Genomic DNA, 19,390 nt, shown 5'->3' with positions numbered 1-19,390 from the left:
TAAAGGCTACCTAGTACTGTGTGATTGGCATTAGGTGGCTTTTTTTTGTGATAAAAGAATTGAAATTTGCATTACAATGTAATACAATTGTTGTAGAGAACTTTAAGGAGGGCCATATTATGAGTGTAACGACGATTCGATTAAACGAGCAAGAAGAAAAAATGTTTCAAAGCTATGCGGAATTAACTGGATTACCTTTATCAACTCTTATGAAGCAAGCTTTAACAGAAAAGATTGAAGATTTCTTAGATTTACAGGCTGGTATTGAAGCTCTTCAAAATATAACTGGAGAATCGATTTCTCTTCAAGATATGATGAGAGATGAAGGATTATGAAATATCATGTTGAGTTCGAAAAGAAAGCTTATAAAGAATTTTTAAAACTGGATACACCAATTCGTAAGCAGATTTTACTGTGGTTGAACAAAAATATTGAAGGTTGTGAAAATCCTAGATGGACAGGCAAAGCATTAACCGCAGACAAATCTGGCTTATGGCGTTATAGAATTGGAAAATATCGTCTTATTTGTGATATTAGAGATAGTCAAGCGATTGTACTTGTAATCAAATCTGGTAAAAGAGAAACAATCTATGAAATATAATATTTTCACTCATCTTGTGTAATGAATAAAACACAAGGTGAGTTTTTTTGTGATAAAAGAATTGTATCGGGTGCAAGCTATATGAAATTCTTATGATGAGTTATAGTTTTTTAGTATATTCTAATGGCTTGATATAGATAGGGACTATTGTTTATAATTTAGGCACAAATTCAACAAAAGAGGTGTTTCAATGAAAAAGTGGTTAAAATATAGTATTGCATTTCTAGCAGTGGGGACGTTATTAGCAGGATGTGGACAAGAAAAAACAAATGAATCAAGTAAAAAGGCAGATACACCAAAAATCGAACAAAAAATAGCTGTTAGTTTACCAGCACAACTGTCAACAATAGATACGACACAAACAACAGATAAAGTCACATTTACCGTTGTACAACATATTTTTGAAGGTCTTTATCGTTTAGATGATGATTCTAAGGTTGTTCCTGGCCTGGCAAAAAGTGTCGATATTAGTGAAGATGGCAAAACCTATACTTTCCATCTTCGTGATGATGCCAAATGGAGCGATGGCACACCAATTACAGCCGGTGATTTCTTGTTTGCTTGGAAACGTTTGGTCAATCCAGCAACTCAAGGGCCAAACGCTTATTGGTTAGATAATGTCATCAACAGTAAAGAAATCCGTAATGGCAAGAAAGATATTGATACAATTGGCTTAAAAGCAGTGGATGATCAAACCTTTGAAGTACAATTGATTAATCCACAACCATCCTTCCTTTCTGTGATTTCAATTGGTTGGTTAGCGCCTCAAAATGAAAAATATGTCACAGAAAAAGGCGATAAATATGCGGCAACCAGTGAAGATGCGATTTATTCTGGTCCATTCGTCTTAAAAAATTGGAAACAAACTTCAGATACTTGGGAGTTAGCACCAAATCCTTATTACTATGATAAGAAAAAAGTGAAATTAACCCAAGTAGATGGCTCAACGATTAAAGAAGATAATACAGGGATTAACCTTTACCAAACAGGTGATTTAGATTTAACCAAGATTTCTGGTCAGTTCGTTCAACAATATAAAAACGATAAAGCAAAATATTCTGAACTTGAAGTGGTGAATTATTACTTAGACTTAAATAAAAAAGCCAATACGCCACTAGCCAATGTCGAATTACGTAAGGCGATTGCTCAAGCAGTGGATCGAGAAAGTTTAGCGAAAAAAGTCTTAAATGATGGTTCAAAAGCATTAAGTGGTCTTGTACCAGCGAACCTTTACCAAAACAAAAAAGGTGAAGATTTCAGAAAATACAGTGGCAATTATAATACGTACGATGTCAAAGTAGCCAAAGAACATTTTGAAAAAGCGAAGAAAGACTTAGGCGATGAGATCAAGATTACTTTATTAGTCGCTGATACAGAAAATAGTAAGAAAATCGCGGAATTTGTGCAAAATCAATTAGAAACGCATTTAAAAGGCTTGAAGATTGAAGTAACGCCACAACCAGCAAATAATGTGAACCAAGCTCGTCGTGATAAGAATTATGAAATGACTTTATCTGGTTGGATTGCTGGAAGTAATGATTTGAATTCTTACTTTAACTTGTTCCAAAGCACTTCTGCGTATAACTTTGGTAGCTATAATAATGCAAAATATGATGAATTATTAGAAAAAGCAAGTACGACCGATGCCAATGATGAAGCAGCTTTTTATCAAGATTATAAAGCGGCCGAAGAAATTCTCTTAACGCAAGATGCGGCTCAAGTGCCATTAGTCCAAACCGCAGCTAACTATTTAATTAATCCTAAGGTGAAGCATATCGTTTTCCATACCTATGGAGATTACTATAATTTACGTGAAGCTTATGTCACGAAGTAGGTGAACAGTTTGCAAGAATTATTATCCGATTTTTTATCGTTTGTTAAGATTAATACACGCTCAGACGAAAAATCACAAACCATTCCAACAACACCGGGACAAAAAGAATTAGCCCTGTTGTTAAAGCGGAAATTGGAGGATTTAAGGTTAAGTCAGGTACAATTTTTAGATGATTGTGCCTTTACGATTGGTTGTTTAAAGGGAAATGTAGCCAATAAGGCGATTGGTTTTATTGCGCATGTGGATACGGCGGATTACAATGCAGAAAATATCCAGCCACAAGTATTTGAAAATTATGATGGCAGTGATTTGCTATTAAATGCCGAACACCAAATTTATTTGCGGGTAGCAGATTCCCCTAATTTAAAAGATTATCTAGGAGAAACTTTGATTACGACAGATGGTTTGACACTTTTAGGGGCGGATGATAAAGCGGGAATTGCAGAAATTTTTGCTATGCTGCGTTTTTATGTGGCACATCCTGAAGTTTCTCGTCCGGATATTTGGGTTGCTTTTGGTCCTGATGAAGAAATTGGTCGTGGGGCAGATCGTTTCCCAGTCGATCAATTTCCAGTAGACTTTGCTTATACCATTGATAGTGGCCGAGTTGGACATTTCGAATATGAGACTTTTAATGCCGCCAAATTAGACCTAGAGATTAAAGGAATCAGTGTTCATCCAGGGACTGCCTATCAACAAATGGTCAATGCCTTAAAACTAGCGCTAGAAATTGATGCGGCCTTACCTCAAGAAGCTGTCCCTGAAAAGACACGCGGCTATGAAGGCTTTTATCTCTTACATGATTTAAATGGCACGATTGCACATGCGACGGCAAATTATATTATACGCGACCATGACCAACAAGCTTTTGCCGATAAGAAATCCTACTTGGTGGAAGTGATAGAAAAGATTAACGCCCGCTATTCGTATGATCCAATCAGTTATCAGCTGACAGACCAATATTATAATATGCGTCCGATTGTGGAAAAGTGTCCTGCGTCGATTGATTTGGCGATAGAGGCGATGAAAAATTTAGAGATAGAACCAATTATCGAACCTTTCCGTGGCGGTACGGATGGCTCTAAGATTTCTTATTTAGGAATTCCAACGCCGAATATCTTTACTGGTGGCGAGAATTTCCATGGACAGTATGAGTTTATTAGCTTACAAGCGATGGAAAAAGCCGCCCAAACATTAATTGAAATTGTCCGTCTTTACGGCAAAAAATAAAATGAAACAGGAACGCCCACTAGCTATTAGTCATTGAATAGTTAGTGGGCGTATTTTTATAGTTTATTCTTTTACTTCGAGGTGCGATTGTAATGTTTCTAGCTGTTCTTTGATTCTAGCAAGACGAGGCTGAACTTGGAATTCAAAGGCAGCTAAATCTTTTTCAATCCCTTCTTTGAAAGCTGGGATGGTTTGGTCCATGGTTTCTTGTAAAATGATTTGGTTTTCTTGCACTCGTTGATAACTCTTGGTTACGTCATTGATTTTAGACATGGATTCATCCACGGTTTCTTTGATCGCCTCTCGATTTTCCTTACCACTTTTTTCCGTTGTTAGTAAGGTCACGATACCGCCGACTGCTGAACCAAAAAGTAATCCCTTTAAAAATCCTTTCACTGCACTCATCCTTTCCTAGATAATTAATGCTAGCTGACCAAGTCGATTTACAACCTTATTTGACGGTGTAAATCGACTAGCTACTTCGGCGTATAAGCCACCCCGTCTGGGAAAGTCTTTACTTCTTGGACTTTCCCGACGTGTTGGACAAACTTATCCGCTCGTAGCTGACCAAGTCGATTTACAACCTTTTATTCACGGTGTTCAGCAGCTAGACATTGTGAAATTCGCCCTCCCGCTTGCGAAAATCTCCTTTCATCCGATTTTTGCAGTGGTAGGTAAACACGAATTTTCTCATGTCTGCCCAAGCTACCTCACAACCTTATTTGACGGTGTTCGAAGGGTAGCTACATCGCATCTAAGCCGGCCTGCCTAGGAAAATCTAAAAACATAGTGGATTTTCCTGTCATTCCGGACAAACTTAGCTGCTTGTAGCTGATCGACCCTTCTCACAACCTTATTTGACGGTGTAAATCGACTAGCTACTTCGGCGTATAAGCCACCCCGTCTGGGAAAGTCTTTACTTCTTGGACTTTCCCGACGTGTTGGACAAACCTTATCCGCTCGTAGCTGACCAAGTCGATTTACAACCTTTTATTCACGGTGTTCGGTAGCTAGACATTTTGAAAATTCGCCCTCCCGATTGTGAAAATCTTTAAAACCATCTGATTTTCACATCGGGAGGTAAGCACGAATTTTCTCATGTCTGCCCAAGCTACCTCACAACCTTATACTTTATTCAAAGCTTTCTCTGATTCTTTTGGCAATGGCTTCCATTAGTGTTGGGTTGTACTGGTCTTGGTGGTTGCCAAAGTGCATAGAGAAGTCGTCATGTGGACTAAATCTAGGAATCAAATGAATATGTGAGTGGAAAACAGATTGATAGGCCACTTCACGGTTGTTATTAATAATATTTAATCCTTGCATGTCTGGGTATGCTTTTTCCAAGGCACGCGCAATTTTAGGGATACGAGCAAAGACTTGAGAAGCTAATTCTTCATCGTACTCAAAAATATCTTTGGCATGTTTTTTAGGTACCACTAAAGTATGGCCAGGTGTCACTTGGGTAATATCTAAAAAGGCATAAACGACCTCATCTTCATAAATTTTATAGCTAGGAATTTCTCCATCAATGATTTTACAAAAAATGCAATCTTCCATCAGTTTTTCCTCCAATAAATAAACGTTGTGTTGTACTTTTACTTTAACATATTTTAGGTTATTTGGTTAGTATTTACTTTGAAAATATTGGTGAAATGTCGTGGGTAAAAATGATAATTAGCAAGCCTTGTTTAAATTTTTAACCATATTCCTTGCGATAAATAAGATTTCTAAGTACAATGAATGAGGAAAGAGAATCAAAGTATTATCTATACAGTTTGATATGTATGAAAATAATAGAATTTAGATGAGTAGTGGTAATTTTTTTGCCAATTGGAATTTAGGAGGACTCGTTTCAATGTCAGTATTTAGTTTTGATCCCAGTAGTCAATTAAGTATTGTGGCTTTGCGTGTCAAAAATCGCGACCAAATGATTAATTTCTACTGTGAGATGTTAGGATTTAAGTTAAAAACCGAAGAAAATGAATTAGCGATTTTAGTAGCCGAAGATGGTAGCCATGAGCGCATTTGGTTAGAGGAAAGCCCACGTGCAACAGAGCATTTTGGTGAAGTGAAACGTCTGAACTACTATAAAGTGGAGGTGCCGACTTTATCTGAGTTTGCGGCCGTTTATTCACGTTTGGTGCATGCTAAATATCCGGTCATTCAAGCCGAGTTTACACCTGATTTATGTCAGTTTACTATCGTGGATCCTGAAGGCAATCAGTTGGCGATTCGCACACCTGAAACAGTGAGCATTGACGAAACTTCACTTTTAACTTCAGCTGATCCAAATAAAAAATTATCAAGTAAAGCACGGATTGCGGCACTTGGTCTTCACGCACAAGATGTCCAAGAAGAATGCCAGTTTTTAGCTGATTTACTAGGCTTTGAGTTTGATGAAAATAATATTGCTTTTCAAACCTTGGCAGATGGCGAATTTGGAATTTCAATTGTCAAGCATGATACCGAAAACGTAAAAATCCCAAGTCATCAAATTTTAGGCTTAGACTTTTTGAAATTCAAATTACAAGATGAACAGTTTGAACAATTATTAAAACATGTTCAAGAAAGTCAAATGAAGCATTACCTTGATAGCAAACAAAAGATTTTAACGGTGTATGATCCAGTCGGTGTAGAATGGTGGTTCTTACGTTAATTGCATCATACAAAGACGTCTGATTGGTTACCGGATGTATCGTCCAACCAATCAGGCGTTTTTTTAATGAAAGGGATAGAGGAAAAACATGCAAGAAAATTTTTATCCAAAAACACAAGCAAAAATTCAAGAATATCTAAATGAAAAGGTCTTTCCAGGGGTTTGTTACGCAATTATTGACCAAGAAAAGATGATTCACAAGCATTTTGGTTATGCGTCTGTCATCCCCAAAAAACGGGTGATGACGGAAGAGACATTATTTGATGTGGCTTCTTTGACCAAGGTTGTTTGTACCACGACGATGATTTTAAAATTGATGGAACAAGGAGTCATCGAGATTGACCAACCTTTGAAGAAGTATCTGCCAGCTTTTGGCGATGAAAGCATTACGTTACGACATTTATTAACCCATACAGCCGATATTGTGACTTATATTCCGAATCGTGATCAGCTCAACCAACAGGAATTAATGCAGGCTTATTTGACTTTAAGAGCGGGTGATAATCTAGGAAAAGTCGTCAAATATACCGATGCGGGGACGATTTTATTAGGGTTCATGCTAGAAGCGATCTTTCAAAAGCCGGTCACTACTATTTTTAAAGAAGAAATTTTTGAACCACTAAAGATGACCAATAGTCAATTTCCACCGCTTGATACGTACTATTCGATTGCTGCAACGGAAGATACTTTGTGTGGGCAAACTCATGATCCTAAAGCCCGAGTCTTAGCCGAGCATGCGGGCAATGCGGGACTATTTACGAATTTAGCCGACTTATTAAAATTTACCCAAATGTATCTAAATGAGGGGCAATTACCTGATGGACGGGCCTTTTTGCAAAGAGAAACGATTGCTCAGCTTTATCAAGACCAAACGCCAAGTAAAGAGGGAAAGCGTTCATTAGGTTGGGATTTGCGTTATGGCTTTTTATTCCATACAGGCTATACTGGGACGTTTTTATGCATTGATCCTAAGTTGCAACAGGCCTTTATTTTCCTATCTAACCGCGTGCATCCTTATGATTTTAGACAAGAATATTTGGCAAAACGAGATGAATTAATCGCGATTTATTTGGAAGAAAAAAATTAAAAGTAAAAAGTCTAGACATTTGTGATATAATGGACTTGTTTGTAAACCTATACAAGAAAGAGTGATTCATTTGGTAGAACCTTTATTTATGAAACCCGTATTTCAAGAAAAAATTTGGGGTGGCTCAAGATTAAATACTGTCTTTGGTTTTGAACTTCCTAGTGACAAGATAGGAGAAGACTGGGCAATCAGTGCGCATCCCCATGGCAAAAGTGTGATTGAAAATGGTCCTTTCAAAGGTCAAACTTTAGATCAACTTTGGCAAGACCATCAAGAGTTATTCGGTCATCAATCAGAAGAAGTTTTTCCATTATTAGTGAAGATTTTGGATGCGGAAGATGATTTATCTGTCCAAGTCCATCCTGATGATGAATATGGCAAACATCATGCTGGTGAGCTAGGAAAGACCGAGTGCTGGTATATTATTGATGCCGCGCCAGGAGCTGAAATCATTTATGGTCATCATGCGCAAACCAAAGAAGAATTGGCCGAAATGATTCAAGAGGGACGTTGGGATGATTTATTAAAACATGTGCCAGTGAGAAAAGGGGATTTCTTCTTTGTTCCGAGTGGGACGATGCATGCGATTGGTAAAGGAATCATGATTTTAGAAACCCAACAAAGCTCAGATACGACTTATCGGGTGTATGATTATGATCGCAAAGATGCGCAAGGAAATACACGTGAATTACACATCCAACAGTCCATTGATGTGACCAATGTCCCTGACCATGCACCAGAATTAGCGATTAAAGAAGTACGTAAAGGCAACAGTGCGATTACCACTTATCTTCAAACTGAATTTTTCAATGTCTATGAATGGCTTGTGAAGGGAGAATGTTCTTTCAAAGCTTTTGCGCCGTATACTTTGATGACGGTGATTGAAGGTTTTGGTTATCTAGTCGTGGATGGCAAAGAATATGAGTTAAATATGGGGACAAGCTGTATTTTGCCAAATCAAGTGAAGGAATGGCAAATCAAAGGCGATGTCAGAATTATTGCCTCTGATACAGCGAAGAATAATAAATAATGATTAGAGCTGTTCTTGAGGAGCGGCTCTTTTTGAAAGTAGGGAATGACAATGGTAAAAATCGTATATTTAATGCGGCATGGACAGACACTTTTTAACGAATTGAAAAAAGTGCAAGGCTGGTGTGACTCGCCCTTAACTGAATTAGGCAAAGAACAAGCCCGGCAAGCAAGACAATATTTTCAATCACAAGGTATCCAGTTTGGTCAGGCCTATGCATCGACTCAAGAGCGGGCTTGTGATACTTTAGAAATTGTTTGTGACTTGCCTTACCAACGTAAAAAAGGCTTGAAAGAATGGAATTTTGGACGCTTTGAAGGAGAACCCGAATTTTTAAACCCACCTTTACCTTATGGCGACTTTTTTGTGCATTATGGCGGAGAAAGTCAAGAACAATTGATGCAGCGAATGAACGACACCATGCAGGCAATTATGCAAGAAGTGAATAATGATTTGCCTACTTTGGTTGTCTCTCATGGTGGGGCGTGTCGGAATTTTTTACGTGTTTGGGAAGATTATGCCAAGGTTAGTCCACAAAGAGGCATGGGTAATTGTACGATTTATAAATTTGCTTATGAAGACGAAAAATTTATTTTATTAGAAATTGTCAATCCGAACGAAGCAGAAAAAAAGTAATTCGTCAAGGCAATTTGTTGTTGAATTCACGAAAAAACACGGTAAAATAAAGGTATAGGAAAGAAGGAATGTCGTATGGCAAATTATCGTAGAATCTTGGTACCAATCGATGGTTCCATTTTAGCGGATTTAGCTTATCAAAAAGCAAAACGTTATGCCCAACAAACGAATGCACACTTAATCGTATTATCTGTTGTCGATACATCTGGAATCGCAATGCATGATTACGGCGGTGGATTCGAAATTGATCCATTAATGAATACCGCAAAAGAATTTCTAGAAGATTATGCTGAAGATGCAGCCAAAGATAATATTAATTGTAAAACGATTCTAGAAGTAGGTAGTGCAAAAAATGCCATTCTTGAAACTGCCAAAGATCAAAATGCCGATTTAATCATGATGGGGGCAAGTGGTACGAACTCATTTACCCGTCTATTCATCGGTTCTACAACTGATTTTATCGTTCAAAATTCAAAAGTGGATGTATTCGTAGTGAAAACCCACATGGACAATACTACTCGTCCAACCCATTAATTTAGCTCTTATCAAGTTTTTGTAATTGTTTACTTTAAAAAAGCAAATCCGTCTGCCCCAACAGATAGATTTGCTTTTTTAATTTGGGTTATTTAATCATTTTCCTGATCTTCATACACGTAATCGGAAAAATATTTTTCAAGAATTTCTTCGCGAGTACTATCAAAGTCATCTGCAAAATATCTACTGTATACTTCAAGCGGCGTATGGATATTTCCGGAAACTTCTTCAACTAATTCAAAACAGTCGATTATTTTGCTTACTTGCCAAAAATCAAGCGTACCATCAGCTGTTTGATAAGGTTCTTCAGTAAAATGTTGCTTACAATAATCAATCAGTGTCGCTTTATCAGGTTTTACTGGAAATTGTACTAAAACAATCCGATGTTCATAAGCTTTTCTAGAAATTTTTGTTTTTGCATCAAATGCTTCAAATAATAAACTTAAAGAAAAATAGGCCATGCTAAATCACTCCTCAACACATCCTAATTTGATTTTACCATATGGAAGTTAGATTCGGTATTTCTTTCTTCTTTGAGATTCGTTATAATGAAAAAAACGAACAAAAGGAGCCGAGCAAATGATAACAGCAATTTGGGCGCAAGATAAAAATGGTTTAATTGGTAAAGATGGGTTATTACCATGGAAATTACCGAATGATTTGAATTTTTTTAAGAGCAAAACGATGAACGGGACCTTAGTGATGGGGCGAAAAACGTATGAAGGGCTAGGGAAAAGATCCAAAGCTTATAAGAAGATTTATGTTTGCACCCGTCAAAATGAGTTGCCACTATATGAAAATGCTGAAATTATTCACTCACCAGAAGAAGTCTTAGCTGTAGAAGACTTGCACGTTGGGGGCGGTGGCGATATTTTTCGCTTATTCTTGCCGTATACCGATGTGATTTATCGTACATTGATTGATGCGGAATTTACAGGCGATGCGTATATTGGCGAGATTGACTTTAGTGATTTTGAGCTAGTCGAAGAAATTCCTGGCGTGTTAGACGAAGAAAATATTTATCCTCATGTTTTTCAAAAATGGGTGAGAAGACAAAAATAAAGCAAACCCATCTCTTAAGTTGGGCATGTACCGCTTAATATGTAGAAGAAAACGAATAGCAACAAAACAAGACTAGGCACAGGAATTTTCCGTCCTAGTCTTTTGTTTGTGCTCTTTGTGTCATGAGGGTGCAACGGCCAACTGCGATTTTTTGCTCTTTTTGATAAACGGTGGCTTGCCAGACTTGAATCGTGCGGCCAACTTTATCAGGAATTGCGCGGATAGTTAATTCTCCTGAAGTGACTGCTCGCAAGTGATTTACTTGTAAGTCTACACCTACGCAATATTCATTGGATTTTACATTTTGATTGGCGCCGAGACTACAGGCGGTTTCGATTAAGACACCGTTCATCCCTCCGTGCATGATGCCAAAGGGTTGTTTATGGATTTCACGGACGATAAGCGAAAGTTCGACTTGTTCTGGGGTAGTTTGCTTGATTTGAATATCGAGATGTTCTAATAAATTCATGGGTATTCCTCCGCTTTTTTTCTCATTATAGCAAAAAAATGGAAGTACGAGGGTGGATTTGATTTGAGAAATTGCTTATTCACACATTCTTAGGATAATTTTGTATTTTCTTGTACGTAGTGAATTGAAAATTGCAGTTATACAATTTTCAATGGATGAAAGATTTTGGGATATAAAAAAGGCTAGTTTATAATGTGTTAGCCTTTTAGTGTTTTTCTTCTTTCTTGTATGTAACTCTCAAACAATTGTAAATCTTCTTCAGTTGCATAATTCAAAATGAATAATTTACCAGATCGTTTATAAGCTTGTTGGTTGGTTTTTTCTCTGTTCTTTTCTCTATACTTACGGTTAGCGATGGTTTGTTTATTTTCCGATTGCATCGCTTGCACCTCTTTTCTAAACATGATATAGTGTAAATAGAAAAAGGTTAGCACCGTTTGAAGACGGTAGCTTGATTTTATACTAGTTGAAAAATAGCCGAAAACCTCGCTAAAAGTTTAGACGGCTATTTTTTATTGTCTTTATTATTATTCACTAGCACGATTAATGTCGCAAAAGCAATCATTAGGCTTAGCGCTTCATAAACAGACATTTTGCAAATTCCTTTCTTTAGAATGCGTTGCAGAGTTGTTACACTCATAAGCACCACCCCCAGAAATGAGAATTGCTAACCGTCTTTAACTTTACTAACCTTATGAGTTTATCATAATGTATACGGTAAACGAATGCAATAGTTTTTAACAAAAAAATATTTTACTCATACCATCGCCCTAGACCAACAAGCTAGAGTGGTGGTTTTGCTTATTTATTTTGAAATTGTAAAAGCTTAGATATATCAAGAGTTCAATTGCGTTTATTTATTATTGTCTTTTATCAAATCAATTTCTAAGGGTTATCTCAAGCGTATTTTACTAATTTTGTGTATACTTTAAAAGAGGTGTTTTGCAAAAGTTTCGCAAAGCACGATGATTAAGAAAGATTTAAAGGAAGTGTCTATATGCGCGAGTGGAAAACAATTAAAGAGTATGATGAGATTTTATTTGAACAGTTTGAAAAAATAGCCAAAATTACGATTAATCGTCCACATGTTCATAATGCTTTTACGCCAAAAACAGTGGCTGAAATGATTGAAGCTTTTAGTATTTGTCGTGATCGTAGTGATATCGGTGTCATTTTATTAACAGGAGCAGGGGATTTAGCTTTTTGTTCTGGTGGAGACCAAAAAGTTCGCGGCCATGGTGGCTACGTTGGGGAAGATCAAATTCCACGTTTGAATGTTTTAGATTTACAACGTTTGATTCGTATTATTCCAAAACCAGTGATTGCGATGGTCAAAGGCTGGTCGATTGGCGGCGGAAATGTATTGCAACTTGTTTGTGATTTAACCATTGCCGGTGAAAATGCTAAATTTGGTCAAACAGGTCCGAATGTCGGTAGTTTTGATGGGGGCTATGGTTCTGGTTATTTAGCACGCGTGATTGGTCATAAAAAAGCCAAAGAAGTTTGGTTTATGACGCGTCAATACACGGCTCAAGAAGCATTAGAGATGAATTGGATCAATAAAGTTGTGCCCGTTGATCAAGTAGAAGACGAAGCGGTAAGTTGGGCGCAAGAAATGTTGAAGAAGAGTCCACTCGCTTTACGTATGATCAAAGCAGCGATGAATGCGGACACAGATGGCTTAGCGGGCATTCAACAATTAGCAGGCGATGCGACATTACTATACTACACGATGGATGAAGCCAAAGAAGGTCGTGATGCCTTTAAAGAAAAACGAGAACCAAACTTTGACCAATTTCCAAAATTCCCATAAAAAATATGCTAGCTGGTTGACTCAACAAGCCGTGCTTCATCCTGAGCGGCCAGCTTTTTTCTATGAAAAGCAAGTCCACACTTTCTCTGAGTTACAGCAAATTGTCCAAAGCTATGCGCACGATTATCAGCAAAAATTACCTAAAGATAGTACGATTGTGGCGGTATATGGCAAGAGCTCCCCAGCGTTTATCTATACGGTTTTGGCTTTGTGGGAGCTTGGGGTGACGGTCCAGTTTTTAAATATGCGTCTGACTGAGAGTGAATGTCGTGTACAGTTATTAGATAGTCAAGCTCAGGCGCTGATTGTCACTGACCAGAAATTGGCTGTTACATTTGCTCCTTGTGTGTTGATTCAGGCACCAAAGACTCAAGAACTTCAGCCTGTTAAAAAATCAGACTGGTTCGACTTAGGCTATCAAACCAATCAGGTCGCAAGCATTATGTATACTTCTGGGACGACCGGCAAAGCTAAGGGTGTGCGCCAAACATTTGGTAACCACCAAGCCAGTGCCATCGCTACGAAGAAAAGCTTATCGTTGACAGCGGATGATTGTTGGCTAAATGTTATGCCACTTTATCATATTAGTGGGCTGTCGATTTTTTTGCGTAGTTTAGTGATTGGCTTGAGTGTCCGTTTGTTGCCTAAGTATGCTGCCGAGCAAGTCCATCATTGGTTGAAGACGGGGCAAGTGAGCGTGGTTTCTGTTGTGACGAAGATGTTACAAGATTTATTAAATCTGACGAAAGAAAGTTATCCCGCTAGTTTGAAAGGTATCTTACTGGGTGGTGGACCGGTGCGTGCAGAAGTTTTGGAAAAATGTCTTGCTTATCAATTACCAGTGATGCAATCTTATGGGATGACGGAGACCTGTTCACAAATCTTTGCCTTGCCTTTTGATTATTCTTTAACAAAACTTGGCTCAGCAGGACTGCCTTTACAGGATGTGCAGTGTAAAATTGAGCCGCTGAACGAAAAAGAAGCAATTGGCGAAATTTTAGTGAAAGGACCAAGTATCACACCGGGATATTTGCACGGATTGGCGAAAGAGCGGTTTGATAAAGATGGTTATTTTCATACGGGCGATTTAGGCTATCTGGATGAAGATGGCTTTTTGTTTGTGAAGAGTCGCTTAGGAGAGTTAATCATTTCTGGTGGCGAAAATATTTATCCCAAAGAAATCGAGGACTGCCTATCAAAACATCCGCAAATCCAAGAAGTCGCGGTCGTAGGAGAAGCAAATGAAAAATGGGGGCACGTCCCGGTTGCTTATCTTAAAATAGCTTCTGATGATTTTGATTTAGCCCAGTTACAAATATTATTAAAAACATTAGCTAAGTATAAACACCCGTACACCTATTATGTGTTGGCAGATTTCCCAAAAACTGCAAGTGGTAAAATCCAAAAGTATCAATTATCTCAAATAGAAAGAGTGAAAGTATTCGATGCAAACTTTCAATAATACGATGCAGCAAAAAATTTATGTCTGGCAAGAAGCAATCCCGAAATTTTCTGCCTTGTCGGTATTTGCGGCGGCGAAAAATAGTGGTTTACAGGCACAATTTTGGCAAACTCCAGAAGATGAAGTGCGTTTAGGCCTAGGGAAAGTGGCTGAGTGGTTTGGCTTAGATTTTGCACAAGTCCAAACGTTAAAAGATAGACTTCAAGCCAGTGTGGAAGAAGTGAACGTGATTGATCGTCAACCATTGGCTTTATTCGGGGCTTTTGCGTTTGATTCTCAGCATAAGGGCGAAAGTATCTGGCAAGAGTTGGCCCAAGGATATTTTATCTTGCCTGAAATCATTTTGACGGAGCAGTTGTTAAGCATTTTGGTCCTTGCTGAATCCAAAGCACAGGCAAAAGCGAAGTATCAACAGTTAAAGCAACAAGTTCAAGCATTTTTAGCAGCAAATCAAGACTGGCACGTACACTCTGCTTTATCTGCCAATGCGGAATTTAACTATTTAGCCAAAGAAGCATGGACACATTTAGCTCAACAAACGATTCAAATGTTAAAGTCTAGCCAAGTGTTGAATAAAGTCGTTTTGGCACGTAAAATGGCTTTTCATGCGACAGAGTTAGTGCCAGGTCAGTTGATGGCAAATTTAGTCGCCTTGCAAAAAAATACGTATCGTTTTTATTTAGATGGGCCGACGCGTCACTTTTTTGGTGCGACACCGGAACGCTTATTAAAAGCAACGACCAGTGAATATCTGACTGCCAGTGTTGCTGGGACGATTCGCCGCGGCCAAACACCTGCAGAGGATGTGGAATTAGCCAATCTTTTATTGCATGATGCGAAAAATACCAAAGAACACCAAATCGTTGTTGAAGCGATTCAAGGACAATTAGCGCCTTTTGTCAATGGCCAAGTCGCATTAGGCCCAAGACAAATATTAAAAAATGAGCAAGTCCAACATATCTTCTTAACATTAGCTGGTCAACGACAAGAGCAAAGTCGCTTTTTAGAGGTGATTGAAAACCTTCATCCAACCCCAGCTTTAGGTGGTAATCCAAAAGAAGCGGCCCTTAGTTACTTACAGGAAAATGAGAACTTAGACCGTGGCTTGTATGGGGCACCGATTGGCTATTATCGCTTATTTGAAGATAGTGGCGAATTTGTGGTAGGTATACGCTCGGGAGTTTATGGACAAGAGGAGGCAATCTATGGCGAATGTTTTGCTGGCTGTGGGATTGTCCAAGATTCGAATGCCGATGAAGAATTTGAAGAAACCAAATTAAAATTTGAACCAATGAAACGGGGGTTATTAGGTCTTGAATAAGCAACAAGAAATGACTAGTTATTTGCGCTATTTGATTGCTGGGTTAAAACAAGGCGGTGTGCGTCAAGTTGTGATTAGTCCGGGTTCACGCTCGACACCGTTAGCTTTATTGGTCAAACGCGAGAAAGATTTGCAATATTTTGTAGCGGTTGATGAGCGTTCGGCTGGTTTTTTAGCGCTAGGATTAGCCAAAAGTAGTCAGCAGCCAGTCGCCTTACTTTGCACTTCAGGGACTGCTGCGGCAAACTTTTATCCAGCGATTTGTGAGGCTGAAGCTAGCAATGTCCCTTTAGTTGTCTTAACTAGCGACCGGCCACCTGAATTACGAAATGTTGGTGCCCCACAAACGATGTCGCAAAATCAGTTATATGCCGATCATGTGAAATTTTTTGTGGAGATGGCCTTACCTGAAAGCACGCCGCTCATGTTGCGTTATAGTTTTTGGCAAGGATTCCAATTAGCAACGAGGGCGATGAGTGGGGTTAAAGGGGTTGTGCATGCCAATATTCCTTTAAGGGAGCCGTTATTACCTGATTTAACGCAAAATACACCGATTGACTTGTTCCTTATGCAAACGACTACACAAAACTTGATTGCCCAAGGTTGGTTTCAGAAAAAAGGGATGATTGTATTAGGTGGTGAACGCAGCCTAGCAGAAGCACGCCTTGCTTTAACTTTAGCGAATCATCTAGGTTGGCCGATTGTGGGTGATCCGTTAAGTCAATTAGCTAGTTGCGATGGAGAGACGCAAAATTATGTTAAACAAGCCGATGTAATTTTTGAAGAGACGCGTGATTTACCTGAAGTTGAGGTGATTTTACGTTTTGGTAAGGTACCGGTGACCAAAAATGTGATGTTTTACTTGCGTGATAGTCAGGCGGTGCAAATCTTGGTCGATGAGACGCAACAATTGCCTGATTATCTGTATCGCAGTCAGTATCTCGTCGCTGAATCACTAACAAAAGTGGCCAAACAAATTCTTCAAAGTACACCAAAAAGGGACCAGGCTTATCTGCAAGCTTGGCAAAATCTGCAAAAACTAGCGAGTCAAGCCATTGATGAAACGAGTGAGCAGTTTGCCTTTCATGAGAGTCAATTGGCGATGGTATTGATGAAAACCTTAGCGTTTGGCGAACAGCTTTTTGTTGCTAATAGTAATGCGATTCGTTTGGTGGACCGCTTATCCGGTATTAGTAAGGTGGCCTTTTCAGTCTTTGGGAACCGCGGCGTTAACGGTATTGATGGGATTCTTTCTACGGTCGCAGGGCTAGCGATGCAAACGAAAGCGCGCACGTATTTATTGGTTGGTGATTTGACACTTTTCCATGATATGAATGGACTCCAATTATTGAAAGCTTACCAACTCCCAGTGACGATTATCCTGTTAAATAATAATGCTGGCGGGATTTTCTCTTTTTTGAGTCAGCGTAGTTTAACAGCAGATGACTTTGATCCATTGTTTGCGACCCCACTTGATTTAGATTTCGCCCAAGTAGCCAATACCTATGAATTAGCCTATCAAAAAGTTGAAAGTGAAGCGGATTTTGAACAAGCAATGGTTACTTCACGCAAGCTAACTGGTGCAAATATGATTGAGTTAACCAGTCAAGCCCAAGTGCCCGTTGATTTTTGGCAAGCAGTATTAAGTAACTTCAAGGAAAAGAGGATGAAAGGATGCCAGTTGTAAGGGCCAATCAAGTTCGCTTTCATTATGAATATATCGGTTCCTTTCAAGAAGGGGCGCCTACGTTAGTCTGTCTGCATGGCTTTACAGGGACTCTACACACCTTTGATTTTTTGGCTGACCAATTACCTGGCGTGAATATTTTAGCACTAGATTTAATTGGTCATGGTCAAACGAGTGTGCATGTCCCTACTGTGCATTACACGATGAGTCAGGTCGTAAAAGATGTACGTGCTTTTTTGGAAAAATTAGGCTTAACTGAGTGCTTCCTTTTTGGCTATTCGATGGGTGGACGTGTGGCTTTGGCTTTTGCGACAACTTTTCCCGAAATGGTTTTAGGCTTGATTTTAGAAAGTAGTACAGCAGGTATAAAAGAGGCAGTGTTGCGAGCAAACCGGCGAAAACAAGACCAAAAATGGATTCACTTGTTAAGAGAAGAGGGGCTTAAAGCTTTTGTGCAACAGTGGCAAGAAGTCCCGTTATTTGCCTCTCAAAAAGCTTTGCCACAAGCGGTACAGCTGCGTGTCTATCAAGAGCGTATGAGTCAAAATCGTTGGGGGTTAGCCAATAGTTTAGCGCATATGGGGACTGGTGCACAGCAAAATTATTGGTCACAGTTGGCGAAAATGGATATGCCGCTATTATATTTAGCGGGTGAATTGGATGGAAAATTTTGTCAGATTGGTCAAGAAATGGTGCACTTATGGCAAAATCAAGCACAGTTGGAAGTCATTAGCGGTGCGGGTCATTGTATCCATCTGGAAAATCCCAAAGCCGCGGTGGACAATATCAAAAAGTTTGTGGAAAATGGTAAATCAAGATGAAAATTTCAAATATTACGTTATATCATATTCAAATTCCTTTTAAACAAGCAATTCAGACAAGTTATGGCCAATTAACGCATAAAGAATGTGTCGTGCTTACTTTACAATCTGACCAAGGATTAGAGGGTTTGGGAGAATTAACTGCCTTGCCACATCCGGATTATGTCCAGGAGTTTTTAGCAGGCGAATTATTGGTTTTAAAACGCTATTTATTGCCATTATTAGCCAATCAAGACCTCACACCGCAATCGTTTATGCAAAAAGCCGCAAAGATTCGTGGTCATCAGATGGCAAAAGCGGCGATTGAGATGGCCTTATGGGATCTATATGCAAAGTTACAAGAGAAATCGCTTTCGTACTTTTTGCCACCAACTTTAAGCACGGCCCCGGTAGGTATTAGCCTTGGTATCCAGTCCTCGCCCCAAGCCTTATTAGCTAAGGTCGATCAAGCAGTATTTCAAGGCTATCAGCGAGTAAAAGTTAAGATTGCTCCAAATAAAGATTATGATTATTTAGCGCCTATTCGGCAAAAATATCCCAATCTATGCTTAATGGCCGATGCAAATGCAAGTTATACTTTGGCACAAACTGCTACTATCAAACGACTAGATGAACTAGATTTGGCGATGATTGAACAACCTTTGCGTGTTAGTGATTTTGTTGAACATGCCAAATTGCAACAACAGATTTCAACGCCTATCTGTTTGGATGAAAATATCTGTCAAATGGACGATTTAAAGACGATGACTGCCCTTCATAGTGGCCAAGTGATTAATTTAAAATTGCCACGTGTCGGTGGATTGATTCCAGCTTTAGAAATGCTAGAATACTCCAAAGCACATCAAGTAAAAGCTTGGATCGGTGGAATGTATGAAGCAGGGATTGCCCGAGCGTTTCATCTACATGTCGCAAGTATCAAAGGGCTTGATTTTTCAGCCGATTTAAGTGCCACCGCGCATTATTTTGAACAAGACATTATTTCCCAAACATTTGTAGTAGAAAATGGTGAGATTCGCGTGCCTAGAGGGAGAGGAATCGGCGTATCACTAGACCAACAGGCACTAACAAAATTCACTTTAAATAAATTTTCACAAAAAATCTAGATAGTTTTCATTGCGAGTGTTATTATATAAAAGTGTAAGTAAAT

At 38.8% G+C, this 19,390-nt stretch carries 22 protein-coding genes; 16 read left to right on the top strand and 6 right to left on the bottom strand.

The features are described 5' to 3' along the window. The first annotated feature begins 119 nt into the window (after window positions 1–119). The 4 genes from relB to pepT all read left to right on the top strand — a co-directional run bounded on the left by relB (window position 120) and on the right by pepT (window position 3,665). Window positions 120–335, top strand: coding sequence for a type II toxin-antitoxin system RelB family antitoxin (relB, locus tag ACTQZM_RS03255; RefSeq protein WP_441652881.1), 216 nt, complete (start codon window positions 120–122; stop codon window positions 333–335). Beyond that, a complete protein-coding gene (locus ACTQZM_RS03250) occupies window positions 332–601 on the top strand; it encodes a type II toxin-antitoxin system RelE family toxin (protein WP_248628445.1) in 270 nt (89 codons plus the stop codon). The genes relB and ACTQZM_RS03250 overlap by 4 nt, the downstream gene beginning before the upstream one ends. A 190-nt stretch (window positions 602–791) precedes the next feature. Continuing rightward, window positions 792–2,435, top strand: coding sequence for a peptide ABC transporter substrate-binding protein (locus ACTQZM_RS03245; RefSeq protein WP_441652880.1), 1,644 nt, complete (start codon window positions 792–794; stop codon window positions 2,433–2,435). A gap of 9 nt (window positions 2,436–2,444) precedes the next feature. Then, entirely contained in the window at window positions 2,445–3,665 is a 1,221-nt protein-coding gene (gene pepT, locus ACTQZM_RS03240; RefSeq protein ID WP_441652879.1) for a peptidase T, read from the top strand. A gap of 63 nt (window positions 3,666–3,728) precedes the next feature. Here pepT and ACTQZM_RS03235 read toward each other — a convergent pair whose 3' ends face one another. Together ACTQZM_RS03235 and ACTQZM_RS03230 are read right to left on the bottom strand one after the other, a co-directional pair. Beyond that, complete coding sequence (locus ACTQZM_RS03235) at window positions 3,729–4,070, bottom strand: YtxH domain-containing protein (protein ID WP_441652878.1); 342 nt, start codon at window positions 4,068–4,070, stop codon at window positions 3,729–3,731. Between the two features lie 726 nt (window positions 4,071–4,796). Next, entirely contained in the window at window positions 4,797–5,222 is a 426-nt protein-coding gene (locus ACTQZM_RS03230) for an HIT family protein (RefSeq protein WP_113783507.1), read from the bottom strand. Window positions 5,223–5,520: 298 nt separating this feature from the next. Between ACTQZM_RS03230 and ACTQZM_RS03225 the strand changes: the two genes are divergently transcribed. The 5 genes from ACTQZM_RS03225 (at window position 5,521) to ACTQZM_RS03205 (ending at window position 9,608) form a co-directional block, all read left to right on the top strand. After that, entirely contained in the window at window positions 5,521–6,321 is an 801-nt protein-coding gene (locus tag ACTQZM_RS03225; protein ID WP_441652877.1) for a VOC family protein, read from the top strand. Between the two features lie 88 nt (window positions 6,322–6,409). Beyond that, window positions 6,410–7,408, top strand: a complete 999-nt coding sequence (locus ACTQZM_RS03220; RefSeq protein WP_441652876.1) for a serine hydrolase domain-containing protein — start codon at window positions 6,410–6,412, stop codon at window positions 7,406–7,408. A gap of 70 nt (window positions 7,409–7,478) precedes the next feature. Continuing rightward, window positions 7,479–8,438, top strand: coding sequence for a mannose-6-phosphate isomerase, class I (manA, locus tag ACTQZM_RS03215; protein WP_113783510.1), 960 nt, complete (start codon window positions 7,479–7,481; stop codon window positions 8,436–8,438). Between the two features lie 51 nt (window positions 8,439–8,489). Beyond that, entirely contained in the window at window positions 8,490–9,074 is a 585-nt protein-coding gene (locus ACTQZM_RS03210) for a histidine phosphatase family protein (RefSeq protein WP_441652875.1), read from the top strand. Window positions 9,075–9,149: 75 nt separating this feature from the next. Beyond that, entirely contained in the window at window positions 9,150–9,608 is a 459-nt protein-coding gene (locus ACTQZM_RS03205; RefSeq protein WP_113827225.1) for a universal stress protein, read from the top strand. A gap of 92 nt (window positions 9,609–9,700) precedes the next feature. Here ACTQZM_RS03205 and ACTQZM_RS03200 read toward each other — a convergent pair whose 3' ends face one another. After that, entirely contained in the window at window positions 9,701–10,069 is a 369-nt protein-coding gene (locus ACTQZM_RS03200; protein WP_441652874.1) for a hypothetical protein, read from the bottom strand. A 118-nt stretch (window positions 10,070–10,187) separates the two neighbouring features. On the opposite strand from ACTQZM_RS03200, the gene ACTQZM_RS03195 reads away from it, so the two are divergent. Further along, complete coding sequence (locus tag ACTQZM_RS03195) at window positions 10,188–10,670, top strand: dihydrofolate reductase (RefSeq protein WP_248621228.1); 483 nt, start codon at window positions 10,188–10,190, stop codon at window positions 10,668–10,670. Window positions 10,671–10,764: 94 nt separating this feature from the next. Here the strand turns inward: ACTQZM_RS03195 and ACTQZM_RS03190 are convergent, their stop codons facing one another. From ACTQZM_RS03190 to ACTQZM_RS03180, 3 genes are all read right to left on the bottom strand, one after another. Continuing rightward, window positions 10,765–11,139: a PaaI family thioesterase gene (locus ACTQZM_RS03190; RefSeq protein WP_441652873.1), complete on the bottom strand. Its 375-nt coding sequence runs from the start codon at window positions 11,137–11,139 to the stop codon at window positions 10,765–10,767. 197 nt (window positions 11,140–11,336) lie between these two features. Next, window positions 11,337–11,519, bottom strand: a complete 183-nt coding sequence (locus ACTQZM_RS03185) for a hypothetical protein (RefSeq protein WP_113783518.1) — start codon at window positions 11,517–11,519, stop codon at window positions 11,337–11,339. Window positions 11,520–11,644: 125 nt separating this feature from the next. Further along, window positions 11,645–11,779, bottom strand: coding sequence for a putative holin-like toxin (locus tag ACTQZM_RS03180; RefSeq protein WP_224762864.1), 135 nt, complete (start codon window positions 11,777–11,779; stop codon window positions 11,645–11,647). Window positions 11,780–12,136: 357 nt separating this feature from the next. On the opposite strand from ACTQZM_RS03180, the gene menB reads away from it, so the two are divergent. Genes menB through menC form a run of 6 tightly spaced genes read left to right on the top strand, consistent with a single transcriptional unit; the run spans window position 12,137 to window position 19,346 of the window. Then, window positions 12,137–12,952, top strand: coding sequence for a 1,4-dihydroxy-2-naphthoyl-CoA synthase (gene menB, locus ACTQZM_RS03175; protein WP_060470936.1), 816 nt, complete (start codon window positions 12,137–12,139; stop codon window positions 12,950–12,952). Beyond that, window positions 12,897–14,414, top strand: a complete 1,518-nt coding sequence (gene menE / locus ACTQZM_RS03170) for an o-succinylbenzoate--CoA ligase (RefSeq protein WP_441652872.1) — start codon at window positions 12,897–12,899, stop codon at window positions 14,412–14,414. The genes menB and menE overlap by 56 nt, the downstream gene beginning before the upstream one ends. Continuing rightward, entirely contained in the window at window positions 14,398–15,735 is a 1,338-nt protein-coding gene (locus ACTQZM_RS03165) for an isochorismate synthase (RefSeq protein WP_441652871.1), read from the top strand. Before menE ends, ACTQZM_RS03165 begins: the two co-directional genes overlap by 17 nt. Further along, window positions 15,728–17,422, top strand: a complete 1,695-nt coding sequence (gene menD, locus ACTQZM_RS03160) for a 2-succinyl-5-enolpyruvyl-6-hydroxy-3-cyclohexene-1-carboxylic-acid synthase (RefSeq protein ID WP_441652870.1) — start codon at window positions 15,728–15,730, stop codon at window positions 17,420–17,422. Before ACTQZM_RS03165 ends, menD begins: the two co-directional genes overlap by 8 nt. Continuing rightward, a complete protein-coding gene (gene menH, locus ACTQZM_RS03155) occupies window positions 17,410–18,243 on the top strand; it encodes a 2-succinyl-6-hydroxy-2,4-cyclohexadiene-1-carboxylate synthase (RefSeq protein ID WP_441652869.1) in 834 nt (277 codons plus the stop codon). Before menD ends, menH begins: the two co-directional genes overlap by 13 nt. Beyond that, the gene (gene menC, locus ACTQZM_RS03150) at window positions 18,240–19,346 is read left to right on the top strand and encodes an o-succinylbenzoate synthase (protein ID WP_441652868.1); all 1,107 of its coding nucleotides are present in this window, start codon (window positions 18,240–18,242) and stop codon (window positions 19,344–19,346) included. Before menH ends, menC begins: the two co-directional genes overlap by 4 nt. Window positions 19,347–19,390 lie beyond the last annotated feature (44 nt).

Source organism: Enterococcus cecorum (assembly GCF_052119425.1).
In the GTDB taxonomy this organism is placed as follows: Bacteria; Bacillota; Bacilli; order Lactobacillales; family Enterococcaceae; genus Enterococcus_E; species Enterococcus_E cecorum_C.
Note: the sequence above shows the minus strand (reverse complement) of the source record. Positions and strands in the feature narration are given on the sequence as shown.

Bases quoted from the DNA above. Each gene is read 5' to 3' on its own strand.
- relB (WP_441652881.1), top strand. From the start codon at position 120: ATGAGTGTAACGACGATTCGATTAAACGAGCAAGAAGAAAAAATGTTT.
- ACTQZM_RS03235 (WP_441652878.1), bottom strand. From the start codon at position 4,070: ATGAGTGCAGTGAAAGGATTTTTAAAGGGATTACTTTTTGGTTCAGCA.
- ACTQZM_RS03225 (WP_441652877.1), top strand. From the start codon at position 5,521: ATGTCAGTATTTAGTTTTGATCCCAGTAGTCAATTAAGTATTGTGGCT.
- ACTQZM_RS03165 (WP_441652871.1), top strand. From the start codon at position 14,398: ATGCAAACTTTCAATAATACGATGCAGCAAAAAATTTATGTCTGGCAA.
- ACTQZM_RS03180 (WP_224762864.1), bottom strand. From the start codon at position 11,779: ATGAGTGTAACAACTCTGCAACGCATTCTAAAGAAAGGAATTTGCAAA.
- menE (WP_441652872.1), top strand. From the start codon at position 12,897: ATGCCTTTAAAGAAAAACGAGAACCAAACTTTGACCAATTTCCAAAAT.
- ACTQZM_RS03220 (WP_441652876.1), top strand. From the start codon at position 6,410: ATGCAAGAAAATTTTTATCCAAAAACACAAGCAAAAATTCAAGAATAT.
- ACTQZM_RS03245 (WP_441652880.1), top strand. From the start codon at position 792: ATGAAAAAGTGGTTAAAATATAGTATTGCATTTCTAGCAGTGGGGACG.
- ACTQZM_RS03200 (WP_441652874.1), bottom strand. From the start codon at position 10,069: ATGGCCTATTTTTCTTTAAGTTTATTATTTGAAGCATTTGATGCAAAA.
- menB (WP_060470936.1), top strand. From the start codon at position 12,137: ATGCGCGAGTGGAAAACAATTAAAGAGTATGATGAGATTTTATTTGAA.
- ACTQZM_RS03230 (WP_113783507.1), bottom strand. From the start codon at position 5,222: ATGGAAGATTGCATTTTTTGTAAAATCATTGATGGAGAAATTCCTAGC.
- ACTQZM_RS03210 (WP_441652875.1), top strand. From the start codon at position 8,490: ATGGTAAAAATCGTATATTTAATGCGGCATGGACAGACACTTTTTAAC.
- ACTQZM_RS03205 (WP_113827225.1), top strand. From the start codon at position 9,150: ATGGCAAATTATCGTAGAATCTTGGTACCAATCGATGGTTCCATTTTA.
- menC (WP_441652868.1), top strand. From the start codon at position 18,240: ATGAAAATTTCAAATATTACGTTATATCATATTCAAATTCCTTTTAAA.
- menH (WP_441652869.1), top strand. From the start codon at position 17,410: ATGCCAGTTGTAAGGGCCAATCAAGTTCGCTTTCATTATGAATATATC.
- ACTQZM_RS03190 (WP_441652873.1), bottom strand. From the start codon at position 11,139: ATGAATTTATTAGAACATCTCGATATTCAAATCAAGCAAACTACCCCA.
- ACTQZM_RS03195 (WP_248621228.1), top strand. From the start codon at position 10,188: ATGATAACAGCAATTTGGGCGCAAGATAAAAATGGTTTAATTGGTAAA.
- ACTQZM_RS03250 (WP_248628445.1), top strand. From the start codon at position 332: ATGAAATATCATGTTGAGTTCGAAAAGAAAGCTTATAAAGAATTTTTA.
- ACTQZM_RS03185 (WP_113783518.1), bottom strand. From the start codon at position 11,519: ATGCAATCGGAAAATAAACAAACCATCGCTAACCGTAAGTATAGAGAA.